The organism is Paracoccus aminovorans (assembly GCF_001546115.1).
GTDB classification, from domain to species: Bacteria; Pseudomonadota; Alphaproteobacteria; order Rhodobacterales; family Rhodobacteraceae; genus Paracoccus; species Paracoccus aminovorans_B.
The window spans coordinates 2,221,609-2,241,203 of the sequence record NZ_KQ955208.1 but is presented as its reverse complement, the minus strand read 5'-3'; the positions used below and the strand labels follow the sequence as shown (position 1 = coordinate 2,241,203).

The window sequence follows — 19,595 nt, the reverse complement described above, 5'->3', positions numbered from 1 at the left end:
TTGGCCAAGAACGTGCTCATCATCGGCGCCGGCGGCGTCGCGCAGGTGGTCGCGCATAAGGTGGCGCAGAACGCTAACGAGTTCGGCAGCCTGCATATCGCCAGCAGGACCGTCTCGAAAGCCGAGAAGATCATCGCGAGCGTTCGGGACAAGGGCCATTCGGTCGCATTCACCGCCCATCCGCTGGACGCGATGGACAGCGCGGCGGTGGCGGCGCTGATCCGCCAGATCGACGCCGGCATCGTCATCAACGTCGGTTCCGCCTTCGTCAACATGACCGTGCTGCAGGGCTGCATCGAGACCGGCGCCGCCTATCTGGACACCGCCATCCACGAAGACCCGGCCAAGGTCTGCGAGACCCCGCCGTGGTATGCCAATTACGAATGGAAACGCCGCGAGGATGTCGAGAAGGCCGGCATCACCGCGATCCTGGGCGTGGGCTTCGACCCGGGCGTGGTCAACGCCTATGCCAGGCTGGCCGAGGACGAATATTTCGACAAGATCGACTCGATCGACATCGTCGACATCAACGCCGGCTCGCACGGCCGCTGGTTCGCGACGAACTTCGACCCCGAGATCAACTTCCGCGAATTCACCGGCACGGTCTATTCCTGGCAGGGTGGCGAATGGCGCCAGAACAAGATGTTCGAGGTCGGCCGCGAATGGGACCTGCCCGTCGTCGGCAAGCAGACCGCCTATCTGTCCGGCCATGACGAGGTGCACAGCCTCTCGGCCCGCTACAAGGACGCCGACGTGCGCTTCTGGATGGGCTTCGGCGCGCATTACATCAACGTCTTCACGGTCTTGCAGAACCTGGGCCTGCTCAGCGAGCAGCCGGTCAAGACCGCCGAGGGGCTGGAGGTCGTGCCGCTGAAACTGGTCAAGGCGGTGCTGCCCGATCCGTCCAGCCTTGCCCCCGACTATACCGGCAAGACCTGCATCGGCGACCTGGTGAAGGGCACGCTGAACGGCAAGCCGGGCGAGGTCTTCATCTACAACGTCGCCGACCACAAGGAGGCCTTTGCCGAGGTCGGCAGCCAGGGCATCAGCTATACCGCCGGCGTGCCGCCGGTCGCGGCGGCGATCCTGGTCGCGCGCGGCACCTGGGACGTCAGGAAGATGGTCAATGTCGAGGATCTGCCCGCCCGGCCCTTCCTTGAACTGTTGGGCGATCTGGGCCTGCCGACCCGGGTGATCGACGCCTCGGGCGACCATCCGCTGTAACGCCGGCACGACAGAATTTCCGATACGCGCGCCCCGCCCGCAGGAACCTCCGGGCGGGGTCGGCGTTTCCGCTTGCTTCCAGGTGTTGCAAAAGGATCGGGCAGCTTCATGGTTCCGCCAGACAATCACAAGTTCCCGACCTTTCCCCGGACCGAAAAGCAGGCCGTGCCCCGCGTCGCCAACTGGGCGGTGATCGGCATCTTCCTGTTCCTGCTCTTCACCTTCTTCGCCCAGGCGCGGGACTTCCTGATGCCGGTGACGCTGGCCTTTCTGCTGTTCTTCGTCTTCGTGCCCTTCCGCCGGCTGATGGAGCGGCTGGGCATCGGCGCCGTCGTCACCGCCACCATCGTCTCGCTGGGCCTGGTGGTCTCGGTGGTGGTGATCGGCTTCATGATCTCGGGCCCGGTGAACCGGCTGATCGAGAACTCGTCGCAGATCGGCGACCGGCTGGAACAACGCTTCACCGAATTGCGCAGCAACTTCCGCGGCTTGGAACGCGCGGCGGAAAAGATCGACGAGCTGACGGGCGGCGGCGCCAAGCCCGAGACGACGCCCGCCCCCGGCGCCCCCGCGCCGGATGCGACGCTGACCGGGACGCTGACGCCGATCCCGCAGCCCGGCACGCCGCAGACCCCCGACCAGAAGATCCAGGTCGAGGTGAACGCCGCGCCGCAGACCTCGACCCTGGTCAGCGTGCTGAACCTGGGCCCGGCCTTCGTCGGCCAGATCATCCTGACGCTGTTCCTGCTGTTCTTCCTGCTGTCCTCGGGCGACCTCTTGTATCTCAAGATCGTGCAGAGCTTCGACAGCATGCGCGAAAAGCGCGCCGCCTATCTGGCGCTGCGCGAGATCGAGGATTCGCTCGGCGCCTATCTGGGCGCGATCACGCTGATCAACGCCTGCCTGGGCATCGCGGTCGGGCTGGCGATGTGGGCCTGGGGCATGCCCAGCCCGATGCTCTTTGGCCTGGCAGTGTTCCTGCTGAACTACATCCCCTATCTGGGGCCGATCACCGGCATCATCATCACCATGCTGGTCGGGCTTTTCGTCTATGAGGACCTGTTCACGCCCTTCATGGTCGGCCTGACCTATTTCGGCATCTCGGCCGTCGAGGGCCAGCTGATCACGCCCTATTTCGTCTCGCGCAAGCTGCAGCTGAACACGGTCGTCGTCTTCCTGACCGTGGCGCTGTGGGCCTGGCTCTGGTCGGTGATCGGCATGATCGTCGCGGTGCCGATCCTGGTCGTCATGCGGGTGCTGGCCGACCACATTCCGGGGCTCGAGAAATTCGGCAATTTCCTGGCCGGCGAAGACCCGCCCGCGCTGGAGGACGAGGACGAGGAAGAGGCGCGCGAGATCGTCGATGCCGGCGACGGCGCCGAGGACGCGGATCAGGCCGCGCATGCCACCTCGGTCCTGCCGACGCGCGGTTGAAGGGAATCGCTGGACCGGCGCGAAAAACATGGCATGATCGCGACGCATGCCATGGATGAATAGCGACAGATGTCCGAGCCTGACCCTGCCACCGACCCGAACCCGACCCGCCTGCGCATCGGCTTCCTGCTGGCGCCGCGCTTCACGCTGTCGGCCTTTGCCACCTTCGTCGACGTGCTGCGGCTGGCGGCCGACGACGGCGACGGCTCGCGGCCGATCCGCTGCCGCTGGCGCGTGCTCTCGGCCGACATGGCGCCGGTGCAAAGCTCCTGCGGCATCCGCATCGAGCCGGACGAGCGGCTGGGCGACCCGACGCGCTTTGACTATATCGTCGCGGTCGGCGGGCTGATCGACGGCGGCCCGGGCCTCTCGCCGGAACAGGGCGCCTTCCTGAAGCGCGCGGCGCAGGCGCGGGTGCCGCTGGCCGGGCTTTGCACCGCGGTGTTCTCGATGGCGCGCTTCGGGCTGATGGACGGCTATCGCTGCTGCGTCAGCTGGTTCCATCACCAGGATTTCCTGTCGGAATTCGAAAAGATGCGCCCGGTCTCGGACCAGATCTTCGTGGTAGACCGCGACCGGCTTTCCTGCTCGGGCGGGGTCAGCGCGGCGCATCTGGCGGCCTTCCTGATCGACCGCCACCTGGGCCGGGCGGCGGCGCGCAAGGCGCTGTCGATCCTGATGATCGACGAGCCGATGGAGGGCGACCGCCCGCAGCCGGGCCTGCCGCTGGAGCTGCACGCCCGCGACCCGCTGGTGCGCCGGGCCCTGCTGGCGATGCAGCAGAACCTGCACGCGCCCCTGCCCATCGCCCGCATCGCCCGCGACCTGGGCGTCGGCCGGCGCAAGCTGGAACGGCATTTCAACGCCGATCTGGGCATCCCGCCCGCCGATGCCTCGATCCGCATCCGGCTGGCGCAGGCGCGGATGCTGCTCGCGCGCACCGACCGCACCGTCACCCGCATCGCCGAGGAGACCGGTTTCTGCGACGCCTCGCACCTGATCCGCGTCTTCCGCGAGACCGAGGGCACCACGCCCGACCTGTGGCGGCAAAGCCGGGGCGTGCTGGCCGAGGACGTGCCGGCCTGACGGCGCGTTGCTTCGCCCCGGCCCGCAACCCGCGCGAATCGCCGGGATAATGCCGGGCCGTGAGAGCACAGGAGCAAGAAATGCCGAACAAGGCCATTGTCGGGGGCGTCCTGACCGATGCCACCCTGGCCCCCATCGCCGGGGGCAAGATCGTCGCGACGCTGAACGGATCGGACGTGTTCGACGACGGCGTGCGCGTCGTGACCCAGAAGGTCGAGGCGACCACGGACGCGCAAGGCGCCTGGTCGCTGGCGCTGATCGTCAATGCCGAGGGCGACGGCGCCGCCACGACCTGGACCATCGAGGGCTTCGACCGCTATGTCGCCCGGGTGTTCGAGGCGAAATCGCTGTTCATCGCCTCGACCCTGCCGATCGCGCTGGGGAATCTGGAAAAGACCAGCGCCCAGAACCTGAAAGCGGCGAAAGAAGGCAACTCGGCCCGGCTGCTGGTCGTGCCCGACCATGCGCTGTATCAGGCGCTGCCGGCCGCGCAGCGCCGCAGCAGCGATATCGTGCTGGTCAAGGCCGCCTGAACGGCCGCACGGCAGCCGGTCGCCCGACTGCCGTTTCCGCCCTATTCCACCGTCACCGATTTCGCCAGATTGCGCGGCTGGTCCACATCGGTGCCCTTGGCGACCGCCGTGTGATAGGCCAGATATTGCATCGGCAGCGCATAGAGGATCGGCTGGAACATCCCGCCGCCCGTGGGCATCGCCAAGGCCGCCTTGAAGCCCTGCCCCGCCGCCTCGATCCCCTCCGGGTCCGAAATCAGCAGCACCTGCCCGTGCCGCGCCATGACCTCCTGCATATTCGAGACGGTCTTGTCGAACAGCCCGTCGCGCGGCGCCAACACCACCACCGGCACATTGCGGTCGATCAGCGCGATCGGCCCGTGCTTCAGCTCGCCCGAGGCATAGCCCTCGGCGTGGATATAGCTCAGTTCCTTCAGCTTCAGCGCGCCCTCCAGCGCGACCGGGTAAAGCGGGCCGCGCCCCAGATACAGCACGTCCTGCGCCTCGGACAGCCAGCCAGCCAGACGGCGGCAGGTGTCGCTGAGCGCCAGCGCCTGGTTCAGCAGCCCCGGCAGGCTGCGCAGGTCGGCAAGATGCGCGGCAAGCTGCGCCTCGTCCAGCCGCCCGCGGTCGCGCGCCGCCTTCAGCGCCAGCACCGCCAGCACCGCAAGCTGGCAGGTGAAGGCCTTGGAGGAAGCCACGCCGACCTCGATCCCGGCCAGGGTCGGCAGGGCGATATCCGCATCGCGGGCGATGGCCGAGGTGCCGACGTTCACCACGCCGACCGTGCGCGCCACCTTGTCGCGGGCATAATGCAGCGCCGCCAGCGTATCCGCCGTCTCGCCCGACTGGCTGACGAAGAGCGCCCAGCTGTTCGGCGACAGCGGCGGCTCGCGATAGCGAAACTCGGATGCCACATCCAGGTCGCAGGGCAATCCGGCCAGCGTCTCGAACCAGTAGCGCGCGACATGGGCGGCATAATAGGCGGTGCCGCAGCCGACCAGCGTCAGCCGGTCCACGTCGCGAAAATCCAGCGCATCGGGCAGGACGATGCGATCCCCCTTGATGTAGTGGTTCAGCGCATCGCCCAAAACAACCGGTTGTTCCGCGATCTCCTTGGCCATGAAATGCCGATAGCCGCCCTTGTCGATCTGGGTGGCGCCGACGTCAATCTGCTGGATCTCGCGATTGGCGGGGCGGCCCTCGGCGTTAAAGATCTCGGCACCCGAGCGGCGGATGATGGCGTGGTCGCCGTCCTCGAGATAGGTGATGCGGTCGGTAAAGGGCGCCAGCGCGATGGCGTCCGAGCCCAGAAACATCTCGCCCTCGCCATGGCCCACGGCCAGCGGGCTGCCCTTGCGGGCGGCGATCATCAGGTCGGGCTCACCCTCGAACAGGAAGGCCAGGGCAAAGGCGCCATGCAGGCGCGCCAGCGTCGCGCGCGCCGCCTCGGCCGCATCCAGGCCCTGCGCCATGTGCCAGGCGGTCAGCAGCGCCACGGTTTCGGTGTCGGTCTGCGATTCCGGCTGCAGGCCCAGCGCGATCACCTCGTCGCGCAGTTCGCGAAAGTTCTCGATGATGCCGTTATGCACCACGGCGACCGGGCCGCGGCGATGGGGATGGGCGTTCACCTCGGTCGCGGCGCCATGCGTGGCCCAGCGGGTGTGTCCGATGCCGGCGTGTCCCGTCAGCGGCTCATGCACCAGCCGGTCCGAGAGGTTGACCAGCTTGCCCACCGCCCGGCGCCGATCCAGCCGGCCGGCGTCGTCCACCGTCGCCACCCCGGCGCTGTCATAGCCGCGATATTCCAGCCGCTTCAGCGCCTCGACCAGCTGCGGCGAGACCTCGTGCTGTCCCAGGATTCCGATGATGCCGCACATGGCTCAACTCCCCTTTTTCTGGCGCAGCGCCTGCATCAGCCGGGTGGCGAGGCCGGGCTTCGTCACCTGTTTCGCGCGGCCCAGCGCCAGCGCATCGTCCGGCACGTCCTCGGTGATGACCGAGCCCGAGCCGGTCATCGCCCGCGCCCCCACCCGCACCGGCGCCACCAGCATGGTGTCCGAGCCGATGAAGGCATGGGCGCCGATCTCGGTCCGGTGCTTGCCGACGCCGTCGTAATTGCAGGTCACGGTGCCGGCGCCGATGTTGGTCGCCTCGCCGACATGGGCATCGCCGAGATAGGTCAGGTGGCCGACCTTGACGCCCTCGTCCAGCACCGAATTCTTGATCTCGACGAAATTGCCGACATGCACGTCGCCGCCCAGCTCCGCCCCGGGCCGCAGCCGGGCAAAGGGGCCGACGGTGGCGCCGGCGCTGACATGGCAGCCCTCGAGATGGCAGAAGGGCAGGATCTCGGCGCCGCTTTCGACGGTCACGCCGGGGCCGAAGACCACGTTCTGCCCGATCACCGCGTCGCGGCCGATGCAGGTGTCGAGCGCGAACCAGACCGTTGCCGGATCAGTCAGCGTCACCCCGTCCTCCAGCGCCTGCGCGCGGGCGCGGGCCTGGAAGGCGGCCTCGGCGGCGGCCAGCTCGGCGCGGGTGTTGATGCCCAGCGTCTCGGCTTCGTCGCAGGTGACGACATCGACGCGCAGCCCGGCGGCACGCGCCAGACCCGGCAGGTCGGTCAGGTAATATTCCCCCGCCGCGTTGCGGTTGCCGATCTGCGGCAGGATCTCGCGCAGCGTCGCGGCGTCGGCGGCCAGCACGCCCGAGTTCACCAGCCGGATCGCCCGCGTGGCCTCGTCGGCGTCCTTGTATTCGACGATGCGCTCCAGACCGTCCGGGCCGGTGACGAGGCGACCATAACGGCCGGGATCGGCGGCCTCGAAGCCCAGCACGATCACGTCCGAGGCATGGCTGGCGAGCATGCCGAGCGTTTCCTCGGCGATGAAGGGCGTGTCGCCGTAAAGCACCAGCACCCGGCCCTCGAAGCCTTCAAGCAGCGGCAGGGCCTGGCGCACGGCATGGGCGGTGCCCAGCTGTTCCTCTTGCAGGGCGATCTGCGCCTCGGGGTCCAGCGTCGCGACCGCCTTCTGGACCAGCGCGGCGCCATGGCCGGCGACGACCACCACGGTTTCGGGCGCCAGGCTGCGGCCGGCAGCCAGGGCATGACCGACCAGCGGCACGCCGCCCAGGCGGTGCAGCACCTTGGGCAAGTCCGACTGCATGCGGCTGCCCTGTCCGGCGGCCAGCACGATCAGCGCGACGGGTTTCTCGGTCATACTGCCCTCTTGCCTGTTTCTTGTCCTTGCCGGGCGTTCTACCTAGAGGACGGGGATGGGGAAAGGCCCCGGCGGATCAAACATCTTGACGGAAGGTTACAACATGGCGGGAACGGTGGTCTTCGACCTGGACGGCACGCTGGCCGATACATCGGCCGACCTGATCGCGGCGGCAAACGCCTGTTTTCAAAGCCGCGGGCTGGGCGACCTGCTGGACCCGGTCGCGGATGCGCTGATCGCCTTTCACGGCGGAAGGGCCATGCTGCGCGCCGGCTATGGGCGGCTTCCCGCCGATACGCTGCTGCCCCCGGGCGCCGAGGAGGAGGACTATCCGCGCCTGCTGGGCCATTACGGCGCGGCCATCGCCACCCATACCCGGCTTTACCCCGGCACCGAGACGGCGCTGGACCGGCTGGCCGACGCCGGCCACCGGCTGGCGGTCTGCACCAACAAGCCCTCTGCCCTGGCCGAGGTGCTGCTGCGCGAGCTGGGCATCCGCGAGCGTTTCGCCGCGATGATCGGCGCCGACACGCTGCCGGTGCGCAAGCCCGACCCCCGGCCCTATCGCGCCGCCGTCGAGGGCGCGGGCGGCGAGGTCGCGCGTTCTTTCCTGGTCGGCGATACCGAGACCGACCGCAAGACCGCCTCGGCTGCCGGGGTGCGGGTGGCGCTGGTCGCCTTCGGCCCCGAGGGCGAAGGCCTGTCGCGGCTGGCGCCCGAGGCGATGCTGCGCCATTTCGACGAGCTGCCGGCGCTGGCGACGGATTGGCTGGGCTGAAACATTAAAGGGGGCCGCGAGGGCCCCCTGAAGCGCGAGATTCGCGTGCCGTCACTCGGCCTGGTCGGCCGACTTGGCGTTCAGCAGGCCATAGTTCTGTTCGCCGATGGAGGCGTAGAGATCCAGCTGGGTCTCGAGGAAGTCGATATGGCCTTCCTCGTCGGTCAGCAAATCATCGAACAGGTTCTTGCTGACATAATCGCCGACGTTGGAACAGTATTCGCGCGCCTCGATATAGAGCGTGCGGGCGTCATGCTCGGCCGCCAGGTCCGACTCGAGGGTCTCCTTGAGGTTCTGGCCGATCCGCAGCGGGTCCAGCTTCTGCAGGTTGGGATGGCCTTCCAGGAAGATGATTCGCTCGATCAGGCGATCGGCGTGGTTCATTTCCTCAATGGATTCGGCGCGCGACTTGTCGGCAATCTTGCCGAAACCCCAATCCTGTTGCAGCCGATAATGCAGCCAATACTGGCTGACCGCGGTAAGCTCAGACCGAAGCGCTGCGTTGAGATACTCGATGACCTTGGCGTCGCCCTTCATGGCTTTCCCCTTTGCGCGTGGCTTTCAGCCCCCGCAGGATCGGGGGCACGGCCAGATTATCGCATCCGCGCATGGTGTCCAGAAACAAGGGCATACAGCCGCCACAATCCGCGCGCTTGCCAAGCGCGTGATAGATCTTGCCGGGGGTGATGATCGTCTCGGGGTCCGAGGCCCGCATCCAGTCGACAGCCGCCTTGATGTCGTGGTCGGAAATCTGGGTGCAGTGGCAGACGATCATGGGTTCACCTGAGATTTGGCTATAACTGACAGATTCGCTCAGCGAAGTAAAGCCCGAGTTTTTCACTTTGGCTTCATCGCCGCGCGGGCCGGCTTGACGCCCCGGCGCGGCAGGGACAGAACCCGGGGCATGAGACTTGAGGATTTCGACTTCCACCTGCCCGAGGGGCTGATCGCGACCCGCCCTGCGCGGCCACGGTCCGCGGCGCGGTTGCTGCTGGCCCAGGGGGACGTGATCCGCGACCTGCATGTGGCCGACCTGGCCGAACTGCTGGGGCCGGGCGATCTTTTGGTGCTGAACGACACCAAGGTCATCCCGGCACGGCTGACCGGCACCCGCCGGCGCGCCACGCCGCAGGGCGATGCGGTGGCCAAGGTCGAGATCACGCTGCTGGAGCCCGCCGCCGACGGCTGGAACGCGCTGGCGAAGCCCCTGCGCAAGCTGAAGCAGGGCGAGGTGATCCGCTTCTCGGACGCGCTGTCGGCCGAGGTGGCCGAGATCGGCGAGGCCGGGCTGCGGCTGCGCTTCGACACAACCGGCGAGGCCTTCGACGCCGCGCTGGCCCAGGTCGGCGCCATGCCGCTGCCGCCCTATATCGCCGCGCTGCGCGCGCCGGACGAGGCCGACCGGACCGATTACCAGACCGTCTGGGCCCGCCATTCCGGCGCCGTCGCCGCCCCCACCGCCAGCCTGCATTTCGACGAGCCGCTGCTGGCGGCGCTGCGCGCGCGCGGCGTGCGCTTCGCCCATGTCACGCTGCATGTCGGCGCCGGCACCTTCCTGCCGGTCAAGGTCGAGGACGTGACCACCCACAAGATGCACGGCGAATGGGGCGAGGTCACGGCTGAGGCCGCCGCCGCGATCAACGCCGCCCGCGCCGCCGGCGGCAGGGTGATCCCGGTCGGCACCACGGCGCTGCGGCTGATCGAATCGGCGGCCACGCCCGAGGGACTGGTGAGGCCGTTCCGCGACGTGACCGAAATCTTCATCTATCCGGGCTATCGCTTCCGGGTGACGGATGCGCTGATGACGAATTTCCACCTGCCGAAATCGACGCTGCTGATGCTGGTCTCAGCCCTGATGGGCCAGGATCGCATCCGCTCCATCTATCGCCATGCCGTCGAATCGGGCTATCGCTTCTTCAGCTATGGCGATGCCTCGCTTCTGATACCGTCGAGGGAATGATGCTGACCGTTCTGCGCACCACCTGGCCGCTGTTGCTGGGCATCCTTCTGCTGATGGTCGGCAATGGCATGCAGGGCACCCTGCTGGGCGTGCGCGGCAAGATCGAGGGCATCTCGACCACGCAGATGTCGGTGGTGATGGCGGCCTATTTCGGCGGCTTCCTGCTGGGTTCGCGCGTGGTGCCGCAGATGATCCGCAGCGTCGGCCACGTCCGGGTCTTCGCGGCGCTCGGCTCGCTGATCTCCTCGGTGCTGATCCTTTATGCGGCGGCGCCCGAATGGCTGGCCTGGGCGGCGATGCGGCTCTTGATCGGCTTCTGCTTTTCGGGCGTCTACATCACCGCGGAAAGCTGGCTCAACGCCTCGACCAGCAACGAGACGCGCGGCCAGGCGCTCTCGGCCTACATGATCATGCAGATGCTGGGCATCATCACGGCGCAGCTGCTGATGAACACGGCGGACCCGGCGGGCTACCTGCTGTTCGTGATCCCCTCGGTGCTGGTCAGCCTGTCCTTCCTGCCGATCCTGCTGTCGCGCCAGCCGGCGCCGCAATTCGCCACGCTGAAGCGGATGAGCTTTCGCGACCTTTTCGCCGCCTCGCCGCTGGGCTGCATCGGCATGTTCCTGATGGGCGGGGTGTTCTCGGCGTTGTTCGGCATGGCTTCGGTCTGGGGCTCGATGAAGGGCCTGTCGGTGCGCGAGATCTCGGCCTTCGTCGCGGCGATCTATGCGGGCGGCCTCTTGCTGCAATATCCGGTGGGCTGGCTTTCCGACCACGGCGACCGGCGGCTGATCGTGCTGGGGCTGGCGATTCTGGGCACGGCGGTGGCGGGCGCGACGGTGCTGCTGCAGCCCGGGATCTGGGGCCTGCTGCTGGCGGCGGCCGTGGTCGGCGGCGTCGCCAACCCGGTCTATTCGCTGCTGCTGGCCTATACCAACGACTTCCTCGACAACAGCGACATGGCGGCGGCCTCGGCCGGGCTGCTGTTCATCAACGGGCTCGGCGCCATGGCCGGGCCGCTGATCACCGGCTGGCTGATGTCCTGGCTGGGCCCGGACGGATTCTGGGTCTATATCGCCGCGTTGCTGGCGCTGCTGGCGCTTTATACCTTCTATCGCCGCACCCGCCGCCCGGCGCCGATGCTGGACCAGAGCTTTGCGGTCATCGCCCCCTCGGCCACCCCCATCGCGGTCGAGGCGGCGCTGGAGACCGCCGGCCCCGACGACGGCCCGCCGCGCCCCGACTGACGGGGTTGCGGCGGCCGGCCGGCTCTGCAACCATCCTGCGGAAACGGAGGGCCGAGCATGACCGAAACCGTCACCCCGCAAGCGATCAACCGCTTCTGGCTCGATGAGGTCGGCGAAACCGGCTGGTATGTCCGCTCGGATCTGCTGGACGAAACCATCCGCCAGCGCTTCCTGCCGATATGGGAACGCGCCGCCGAACTGGCCCCCGCCTGGGCCGCAACGCCCGAGGGCGCGCTGGCCGCGCTGATCCTGACCGACCAGTTCCCGCGCAACCTGTTCCGCGAGGACGCCCGCGCCTTCGCGACCGACCCGCTGGCCCGCGACCTGGCCCGCGCCGCGCTGGACCGCGGCTTTCCCCGGCGCATCGGCCTGCCGGCGCGGCAGTTCTTCTTCATGCCCTTCGAGCATTCCGAGGACCTGGCCGACCAGGACCGCGCCGTGGCGCTGTTCCAGGAATTCATGCCCGGCGAAAGCCTGCGCCACGCGCAGATCCACCGCGACACGATCGCGAAATTCGGCCGCTTCCCCTGGCGCAACGCGGCTCTGGGCCGCAACCCGACTCCGGCGGAAATCCGCGTGATGCAGGCCGGCGGCTATGCCGCGCTGGTCTCCGGCAAGCTGTCGCTTGTGGATGTCTGAAAAATGGTTTAACGCTGAACTATCTTTTTCCAGAGGGGGAATTCCATGGCGCAAGGCTTCGACATGGTGGTGATCGGTTCCGGCCCGGGCGGCTATGTCTGCGCCATCCGCGGCGCGCAGCTGGGCCTGAAGGTCGCGGTGATCGAACGCGAGCATCTGGGCGGCATCTGCCTGAACTGGGGCTGCATCCCGACCAAGGCGCTGTTGCGCTCGGCCGAGGTGTTCCACCTGATGCACCGCGCCAAGGAATTCGGCCTCTCCGCCGACAAGATCGGCTATGATCTCGGCGCCGTGGTGCAGCGTTCGCGCGGCGTGGCGAAACAGCTCGCCGGCGGCGTCGGCCACCTGCTGAAAAAGAACAAGGTCACCGTCATCATGGGCGAGGCGACGCTGACCGCCCCCGGCAAGCTGTCGGTCAAGACCGACAAGGGGGCCGAGGAGGTCACCGGCAAGGCCATCGTGCTCGCCACCGGCGCCCGCGCCCGCAACCTGCCGGGGCTGGAAGCGGACGGCGACCTGGTCTGGAACTACAAGCACGCGCTGCAACCGCCGCGGATGCCCAAGAAGCTGCTGGTGATCGGCTCGGGTGCGATCGGCATCGAATTCGCCAGCTTCTTCAACACGCTGGGCGCCGACACCACCGTGGTCGAGGTCATGGACCGCGTGCTGCCGGTCGAGGATGCCGAGATCTCCGCCTTGGCCAAGAAGCAATTCGTCAAGCAGGGCATGAAGATCCTGGAAAAGGCCACGGTCAAGAAGCTGGACCGCGCCCCCGGCAAGGTCACCGCCCATATCGAGAAGGACGGCAAGACCGAGACGCAGGACTTCGACACGGTGATCTCGGCCGTCGGCATCGTCGGCAATGTCGAAAACCTCGGGCTGGAAAAGCTGGGCGCCAAGATCGACCGCACCCATGTCGTCACCGACGAATATTGCCGCACCGGTGTCGAGGGACTCTATGCCATCGGCGACGTGGCCGGCGCGCCCTGGCTGGCGCACAAGGCCAGCCATGAAGGCGTCATGGTCGCGGAGCTGATCGCCGGCCAGCACCCGCACCCGATCAAGCCGAACTCGATCCCCGGCTGCACCTATTGCAACCCGCAGGTCGCCTCGGTCGGCCTGACCGAAGAGAAAGCGAAAGCAGCGGGTTACGAGATCAAGGTCGGCCGCTTCCCCTTCATCGGCAACGGCAAGGCCATCGCGCTCGGCGAACCCGAGGGACTGATCAAGACCGTCTTCGACGCCAAGACCGGCGAGTTGCTGGGCGCCCACATGGTCGGCGCCGAGGTCACCGAGCTGATCCAGGGCTATGTCGTCGGCCGCACGCTGGAAACCACCGAAGCCGAGCTGATGGAGACGGTGTTCCCGCACCCGACCCTGTCCGAGATGATGCACGAATCCGTGCTCTCGGCCTATGGCCGCGCCATCCATTTCTGACGGACAAGGGGGCCGCGCGCCCCCTGCTTCTTTCTTGCCGAAATATCCTCGGGGGTCCGGGGGCAGACAGCCCCCGGCGCAAGGGTTCAGCCCAGCGGCATCCGCGCCTCGGCCATGCCGGCATACCAGCTCGAACCGGCCGGAATCGCATTGTCGTCGAAGTTGTAGGCCGGATGATGCACCATCGCGGTGTCGCCATTGCCGACGAAGATATAGGCGCCGGGCCGCGCATTCAGCATATAGCTGAAATCCTCGCCCGCCATCAGCGGCGCCATCTCGGTATTCACGTCACCCGCCACAGATCGCGCGACTTCCGCCGCATAAACAGTGGATTGCGGATCATTCATCGTCACCGGATAGCCGCGTTCATATTGAACCTCCGCCTGGGCGCCAAAGGCGGCGGCGGTGTTGGTGGCGATGCGGGCGATGCCGTCCTCGAGCTGGTCGCGCACCTCGGGAGCGAGGCTGCGGGCGGTGCCTTTCAGCGTCACGACCTGGGGAATGACGTTATGGGCGGTCGAGTCGGTCTGCACCACGCAGACTGAGATCACGCCGCTTTTCAGCGGGTCGACGTTGCGCGAGACCACCGATTGCAGCGCCACGATGATCTGCGCCGCGACCAGCGTGGTGTCGATCGCCTCATGCGGCTTGGCGGCATGGCCGCCCTTGCCGGTCACCACGATGTCGAACTGGTCGGTGGCGGCCATCATCGCGCCCTCGCGGATGGCGAAGCTGCCGACCGGATAGCCGGGCATGTTGTGCATGCCATAGAATTCCTGGATGCCCCAGCGCTCGACCAGCCCGTCCTCGACCATGGCGCGCCCGCCGCCGCCGCCCTCTTCGGCGGGCTGGAAGATGACCACGGCACGACCGTCGAAATTGCGCGTCTCGGCCAGGTATTTCGCCGCGCCCAGCAGCATGGCGGTGTGGCCGTCATGGCCGCAGGCATGCATAACCCCCGGATTTTTCGAGGCATAATCCACGCCGGTCTTTTCGGCGATCGGCAGCGCGTCCATGTCGGCGCGCAGCCCGATCACCCTGCCCTGGCTGTCCGAACGGCCTTTGATCACGCCCACGACGCCGGTGCGGCCGATGCCCTCGGTCACCTCGTCCACGCCGAAGGCGCGCAGAAGCTCGGCGACGCGGCCGGCGGTGCGATGGACGTCATAGTCCAGCTCTGGGTTCTCGTGAAAGTCGCGGCGCCAGGCGGTGATCTCGGGCAGCAGTTCGGCAAAGCGGTTCTTGACGGGCATGGGACACTCTCCTTCGCGCCGAAGGTTACGCCTTTCGCTCCGCACCGCAAGGCCGCGCAACGGCGGCGTGCGTTGCGCGGTGCACCGCCCCGGGCCCGGAATGCAGAAACCCCGGCAATTGCCGGGATTTTCGCGGTGATCCGCGTGCCGCAGGCGTACACCGCGCGTACACCGGGCGTGCACCGTCAGATCGAGAATCCGAGCTCGATCCTGGAGCCATCGCCGAAGCGGCCATAGCGGAAGCGGGTCAGGTCATGGCCCGCCGGCCGGCCGGTCATCAGGTCGGCCATGACCCGCCCGACGCCCGGTCCGATGCCGAAACCGTGGCTGGACAGTCCGGTGGCGACGAACAGACCCGGCACCGGGCTTTCGTCCAGGACCGGCACCTGATCGGGCAAAACGTCGATCATCCCGGCCCAGGCGCGGGCGATCACCGGCCGGCCCAGGGCCGGGAAGGCCGCCGCGAAATCGTCCGAGAGCCGGGCGATGCGGCCAAGGTTCGGCGCGGGATCCAGCACCCGCATCCGTTCGAACGGGGTTTCCCGGTCCAGCGCCCAGCGTCGCGGCGTAGCCCAGCCGTCCGGATAGCCCGAGGGCGCCGCCAGTTGCAGCCGGGTGTGGCGCAGGTCGCGGCGGATCTGCGGCAGATAGGCCACGAGGTTGCGAAAGGCCGCCGGGCCGGTCCAGAAATCATGGCCGATGCCCTGCGCCAGCGTATAGCCGCCATCGGCGCGGCGACGGAAGGCAAAGCCGGAATCGGCGGCATTGCCGGGAAAGAACTCGGGCATCGGCCCGGTCGCAGCAACAGTGGCGCGCACGGAAAGCTGCGGCAGGCGCAGCCCGGCATTGCCGGCAAAAAGCCCTGACCAGGCGCCTCCGGCCAGCAGCACCAGCGGCGCGGCAACAGGACCGTGTTCGGTCACAACGCCCGAGACGCGGCCGGCGGCGGTTTCGATGCCACGCACGGCGCAATCCTCGTGCAGGCTAGCGCCCTCGGAGGCGGCCAGCGCGGCGATGGCGGGAACGGCGGTCCATGGCTCGGCCCGGGCGTCGCTGGCGGTATGCAGCGCGCCGAGCCAGCCGGCGGCATTCGGCAGCAGCGCGTCGAGTTCGGCCCGGGTCATCATGCGGGTGTCGAGCCCGTGCTGGCGGGCATGCGGCAGCCAGCTTTCGAAATTGTCCAGATCGGCCGGGGTGTTGGCGAGATAGGTGGTGCCGGTGCGATGCAGGCCGACCGCCTCGCGCAACTGCTGGTTCAGGCTGTCCCAGAGCCGCAGCGATTCGATCATGATCGGCAGTTCGGCCGGGTCGCGTCCCTGCTGGCGCACCCAGCCCCAGTTGCGCGAGCTTTGCTCGCCGGCGATGCGGCCCTTTTCACAAAGCACGACGCGCTGGCCGGCGCGGGCGAGGTAGAGCGCGGTCATCACGCCGGCGATGCCGCCGCCGATGATGACGGCATCGGCGCTGTCCGGCGGCGGGCCCGGGAAGCGCGCGGGTTGCGAAAGGGTGATGGCACCGCCGGTCTGCATGGCGCGGAGGTTAGGGCGGGATGCGGTGGGGGGCAAGGAGGGTGGTGATGGTAGGATCGGAATGTGCCTGCGGTGAGGGCCGTCTGCTGTGATTGATCAAATGGTCGCAAGGCATTGCCTTATGTCATGCGCTTCAGTTGTTTCCCCGATCGAGATCTTTGCGGCCGATGGGATCGGTCGTCGCCGGCACTGGTCAGACGAGGACAAGTTGCGGATCGTGGACGAGAGCCTGCGCGGCTACCGGCAGGGCTCGGCGACGGCCCGCCGGTATGGGATTTCGCGTTCGCTGCTTTCGATCTGACGGCGCGAGTATCGTAGCGGGGCTCTTGCTGCACCGGTTCCTGGCAGTGGTTTCGTGCCCTTGGTGATGGAGGGTGGGTCGCCCGCGTCGGCGGGGCAACCCTCGTGGGAAGCCGACGACGGTCGGATCGACATCACGCTGACGAACGGGCGCCGCATGACGATCCCTGCGTCTCTGGCTCCAGCGCATCTCGCAGCGCTGTTGGGCGTGCTGGATCCTCGATGATTGCCTGCCGGAGTGAAGGTCTGGATCGCGAGTGGTGTGACCGACATGCGGTGCGGGATGAACAGCCTGGGGGCGTGATCCGCACGGCGGAGAGATCTTCTGCTTCCGGGGACGCAAGGGCGACCTGATCAAGCTGCTCTGGCACGATGGCGTCGGGATGTCGCCCTATGTGAAGCGGCTGGAGGCCGGGACGTTCATCTGGCCGGTGAGCCAGAATGGCTCGGCCGTTCCGGTCTCGGTGGCGCAGCTCGGCTCTCTTCCGGAGTGAGCGGACGAACGCCACTGGTTCGAGTGAGGCCGCGAACATCGACTGGCGCAATCCACGCTGGACACAGCGGCCTGCATCGGGTGATGCGCTACAATCCCCTTGTTTCATTGGCATTATATCGACATGGGGCAAGTCTTCGGCATGTCGGAGACCCCTTCGGAGATCGCTGTCCTGCGCGCCGCCTTGCCGCGGCAGAGGCCCGCGCATCTGCCGCGGAGGGCGCTCTGGTCGCCGCCAGGAGCGAACTGATCCAGGCCCAGGCCGTCGTCTCGGCCGCCGAGGAGATGATCCGGCACCTGCGGCTCCAGATCGCCAAACTCCGGCGCGATCGATATGGCCACAGTGCCGAACGTCATGCCCGGCTGATCGAACAACTCGAGATGCAGCCTGAGGACCTCGAGACGGACCTTGAACAGGATCGTGCAAAGGCGGATGCCGCCGCTTCCAGGACCACGGTCACGGCATTCGAACGCGGCCGCCCGGCCCGCAAGCCGTTCCCGGATCATCTGCCCCGTGAGCGCGTGGTGGTCGAGGCCCCGACCTGCTGCACCCGGCTCGTGGATCTGCGCGCATCGTGAAGATGGGCGAGGACATCACCGAGGCGCTGGAGGTGATTCCCCGGCAGTGGAAGGTGATCCAGACCGTCCGCGAGAAGTTCACCTGCCGCGACTGCGAGAAGATCAGCCAGCCGCCGGCACCGTTCCATCCGACACCGCGGGGCTGGGCCGGTCCCAATCTGCTGGCCATGGTGCTGTTCGAGATCGAGCCATGGGAACGCCACTGGTCCGAGGGACCACGGCGATGCGGCCAGCACCAACCCCTGAACAGACAGGCCGAACGCTACGCGAAGGAGGGCGTCGAGATCAGCCTGTCCACCCTCGCCGATCAGGTCGGCTGCAACCCCTCCACGATCTGATCCGTGCCCATGTTCTCGGGGCGGAACGATTGCATGCCGATGACACAACCGTGCTCTTCGAGATGCCGCTGAGACCCATGGCCTGCACAGTTCGTCCACGCGGCGGGTCGAGACGCCGCCTGGACTGCCCCCACCGAGTGGTCCGGGTTGATTGTTAGTGCATCGTCGGCCGCTGGTCTATTGGGATGACGGCTTCCGGTGCGGGTGGGCGGTATCCCAGGGAGCTGTGCGGCCTGACAGTGTTGTAGTGGCGGCGCCATCGCTCGATGAGGATCTGGGCCTCCCTGAGCGAATAGAAGACTTCTGCATCCAGGAGTTCGTCGCGGAATCGAGCGTTGAAGCTCTCGCACTACCCGTTCTCCCAGGGTGAACCCGGCTCGATGAACGCGGTCTTGGCACCATCTGCGCCGATCCAGCCCTGCACCTTCTTGGCAATGAATTCCGCGCCATTGTCGGACTTTATGAACGCAGGCGGGCCACGCAAGATGAACAGATCCGTGAGGGCGTCGATTACGTCGGTGGAATTGAGCCTGCGGTTTATACGGATCACCAGCGCCTCCTTCGTGAATTCGTCGATGATATTGAGCGTCCGAAACAGCCGTCCGTCATGTGTCCGGTCCTGAACGAAATCATAGGACCAGACGTGGTTCGGGTGCTCCGGCCGGAGACGGACGCAGGACCCGTCGTTCAACCAGAGCCGACCCTTCTTTGCCTGCTTTTGCGGGACCTTCAGCCCTTCACGCCACCATATCCGTTCCACGCGTTTATGATTTACATGCCAACCGGCGTTGTTCAGCAATCCGGTGATCATCCGATAGCCATATCGCCCGTAGGTGCGAGCGAGCGTGATGATGTCTTCCGTCAGCCGTTCTTCGTCCGGGGCGCCGCAAGGAACCTTGCGTTGCGTCGAGCGGTGCTGCCCGAGGATGCGGCAGGCGCGGCGCTCGGATATGCCGAGCGCCTGCCGCACATGGTCAATGCACTGGCGACGGCGCGAAGGGCTTAGAAGTTTCCCCGTGCAGCCTCGCTCAGGATCATCTTGTCCAAGGTCAGATCTGACACCGCGCGCCGCAACCGCTGGATCTCCGCCTCAAGCTCCTTGAGACGCTTCAGCTGATCCCGGTTCATGCCGCCATACTGCTTGCGCCAGCGATAATACGTCGGCTCGGTCACGCCGATCTGCCGCACCGCGTCGGAAATTGCCATTCCCTGTCGCTGAAGCACTTCAATCTGTCGAAGCTTCAGAACGATGTCTTCCGGTTTGTCTCGCTTGCCTGCCATCTGATGGTCCTCCTGAACAGGATATTTCTATCCCAGTGGGTGGACCACTTCAGTGGGGGCACTCCACGCCTTACACGAAGTCGGTTTCTAGCGTGGTGGCCCGGATCGCGGCATCGGCCAACTTGCACCGAGCCCGTCGCCGACTGGCGCGGGGCTCGGCCGGGTCTCGCAGTCCCCCCTGGTTTAACAGTTGCAGATATCCGGCTTGTCCCAGCTACGCGGTTCTACAATAGCAACCTGCTATTCGACGGAGGACCGGTATGGTCCGATTTCGAGAATAT

At 67.1% G+C, this 19,595-nt stretch carries 16 protein-coding genes and 2 pseudogenes; 11 read left to right on the top strand and 7 right to left on the bottom strand.

Features of this window, described 5'->3' with window-relative positions:
• The 4 genes from ASV56_RS11425 (at nucleotide 1) to ASV56_RS11410 (ending at nucleotide 4,277) form a co-directional block, all read left to right on the top strand.
• On the top strand, nucleotides 1–1,224 hold the full coding sequence (locus tag ASV56_RS11425) for a saccharopine dehydrogenase family protein (protein ID WP_062562074.1): 1,224 nt from the start codon (nucleotides 1–3) through the stop codon (nucleotides 1,222–1,224).
• A gap of 108 nt (nucleotides 1,225–1,332) precedes the next feature.
• Complete coding sequence (locus ASV56_RS11420) at nucleotides 1,333–2,658, top strand: AI-2E family transporter (RefSeq protein WP_062562073.1); 1,326 nt, start codon at nucleotides 1,333–1,335, stop codon at nucleotides 2,656–2,658.
• Nucleotides 2,659–2,727: 69 nt separating this feature from the next.
• Nucleotides 2,728–3,744: a GlxA family transcriptional regulator gene (locus tag ASV56_RS11415; protein ID WP_062562072.1), complete on the top strand. Its 1,017-nt coding sequence runs from the start codon at nucleotides 2,728–2,730 to the stop codon at nucleotides 3,742–3,744.
• A gap of 80 nt (nucleotides 3,745–3,824) precedes the next feature.
• Nucleotides 3,825–4,277: a hypothetical protein gene (locus ASV56_RS11410; protein ID WP_062562071.1), complete on the top strand. Its 453-nt coding sequence runs from the start codon at nucleotides 3,825–3,827 to the stop codon at nucleotides 4,275–4,277.
• Between the two features lie 41 nt (nucleotides 4,278–4,318).
• On the opposite strand, the gene glmS is transcribed toward ASV56_RS11410, so the two are convergent.
• Both glmS and glmU read right to left on the bottom strand, forming a co-directional pair.
• The gene (gene glmS / locus ASV56_RS11405) at nucleotides 4,319–6,136 is read right to left on the bottom strand and encodes a glutamine--fructose-6-phosphate transaminase (isomerizing) (RefSeq protein ID WP_062562070.1); all 1,818 of its coding nucleotides are present in this window, start codon (nucleotides 6,134–6,136) and stop codon (nucleotides 4,319–4,321) included.
• 3 nt (nucleotides 6,137–6,139) lie between these two features.
• A complete protein-coding gene (gene glmU, locus ASV56_RS11400) occupies nucleotides 6,140–7,480 on the bottom strand; it encodes a bifunctional UDP-N-acetylglucosamine diphosphorylase/glucosamine-1-phosphate N-acetyltransferase GlmU (RefSeq protein WP_062562069.1) in 1,341 nt (446 codons plus the stop codon).
• Nucleotides 7,481–7,583: 103 nt separating this feature from the next.
• Here glmU and ASV56_RS11395 point away from each other — a divergent pair, with 103 nt between their 5' ends.
• On the top strand, nucleotides 7,584–8,258 hold the full coding sequence (locus ASV56_RS11395) for an HAD-IA family hydrolase (protein ID WP_062562068.1): 675 nt from the start codon (nucleotides 7,584–7,586) through the stop codon (nucleotides 8,256–8,258).
• A gap of 51 nt (nucleotides 8,259–8,309) precedes the next feature.
• Here the strand turns inward: ASV56_RS11395 and bfr are convergent, their stop codons facing one another.
• Nucleotides 8,310–8,795: a bacterioferritin gene (gene bfr / locus ASV56_RS11390; RefSeq protein ID WP_017998519.1), complete on the bottom strand. Its 486-nt coding sequence runs from the start codon at nucleotides 8,793–8,795 to the stop codon at nucleotides 8,310–8,312.
• Nucleotides 8,743–9,033: a (2Fe-2S)-binding protein gene (locus ASV56_RS22735; RefSeq protein ID WP_081614927.1), complete on the bottom strand. Its 291-nt coding sequence runs from the start codon at nucleotides 9,031–9,033 to the stop codon at nucleotides 8,743–8,745. Before ASV56_RS22735 ends, bfr begins: the two co-directional genes overlap by 53 nt.
• 129 nt (nucleotides 9,034–9,162) lie before the next feature.
• On the opposite strand from ASV56_RS22735, the gene queA reads away from it, so the two are divergent.
• From queA to lpdA, 4 genes are read left to right on the top strand one after another with little or no spacing between them, the layout of a single operon-like run.
• Nucleotides 9,163–10,218: a tRNA preQ1(34) S-adenosylmethionine ribosyltransferase-isomerase QueA gene (gene queA / locus ASV56_RS11385; protein ID WP_062562067.1), complete on the top strand. Its 1,056-nt coding sequence runs from the start codon at nucleotides 9,163–9,165 to the stop codon at nucleotides 10,216–10,218.
• Complete coding sequence (locus tag ASV56_RS11380; protein WP_062562329.1) at nucleotides 10,218–11,465, top strand: MFS transporter; 1,248 nt, start codon at nucleotides 10,218–10,220, stop codon at nucleotides 11,463–11,465. Before queA ends, ASV56_RS11380 begins: the two co-directional genes overlap by 1 nt.
• Nucleotides 11,466–11,522: 57 nt before the next feature.
• Nucleotides 11,523–12,104 carry a DUF924 family protein gene (locus ASV56_RS11375; protein ID WP_062562066.1) on the top strand — a complete coding sequence of 194 codons (582 nt, stop codon included), beginning with the start codon at nucleotides 11,523–11,525 and terminating at the stop codon, nucleotides 12,102–12,104.
• A gap of 45 nt (nucleotides 12,105–12,149) precedes the next feature.
• On the top strand, nucleotides 12,150–13,541 hold the full coding sequence (lpdA, locus tag ASV56_RS11370) for a dihydrolipoyl dehydrogenase (protein ID WP_062562065.1): 1,392 nt from the start codon (nucleotides 12,150–12,152) through the stop codon (nucleotides 13,539–13,541).
• A gap of 86 nt (nucleotides 13,542–13,627) precedes the next feature.
• On the opposite strand, the gene ASV56_RS11365 is transcribed toward lpdA, so the two are convergent.
• The gene (locus ASV56_RS11365; RefSeq protein ID WP_062562064.1) at nucleotides 13,628–14,794 is read right to left on the bottom strand and encodes a M20 aminoacylase family protein; all 1,167 of its coding nucleotides are present in this window, start codon (nucleotides 14,792–14,794) and stop codon (nucleotides 13,628–13,630) included.
• Between the two features lie 185 nt (nucleotides 14,795–14,979).
• Nucleotides 14,980–16,323, bottom strand: a complete 1,344-nt coding sequence (locus ASV56_RS11360) for an NAD(P)/FAD-dependent oxidoreductase (RefSeq protein ID WP_062562063.1) — start codon at nucleotides 16,321–16,323, stop codon at nucleotides 14,980–14,982.
• 620 nt (nucleotides 16,324–16,943) lie between these two features.
• Here ASV56_RS11360 and tnpB point away from each other — a divergent pair.
• Nucleotides 16,944–17,117: an IS66 family insertion sequence element accessory protein TnpB gene (gene tnpB, locus ASV56_RS24425; protein ID WP_367577094.1), complete on the top strand. Its 174-nt coding sequence runs from the start codon at nucleotides 16,944–16,946 to the stop codon at nucleotides 17,115–17,117.
• A gap of 141 nt (nucleotides 17,118–17,258) precedes the next feature.
• Nucleotides 17,259–18,086 (top strand): annotated as a pseudogene (locus tag ASV56_RS22725) (IS66 family transposase zinc-finger binding domain-containing protein); the annotation flags it as partial.
• Nucleotides 18,087–18,187: 101 nt separating this feature from the next.
• On the opposite strand, the pseudogene ASV56_RS11335 reads toward ASV56_RS22725, so the two are convergent.
• Nucleotides 18,188–19,314, bottom strand: a pseudogene (locus ASV56_RS11335) (IS3 family transposase).
• Between the last annotated feature and the right edge of the window lie 281 nt (nucleotides 19,315–19,595).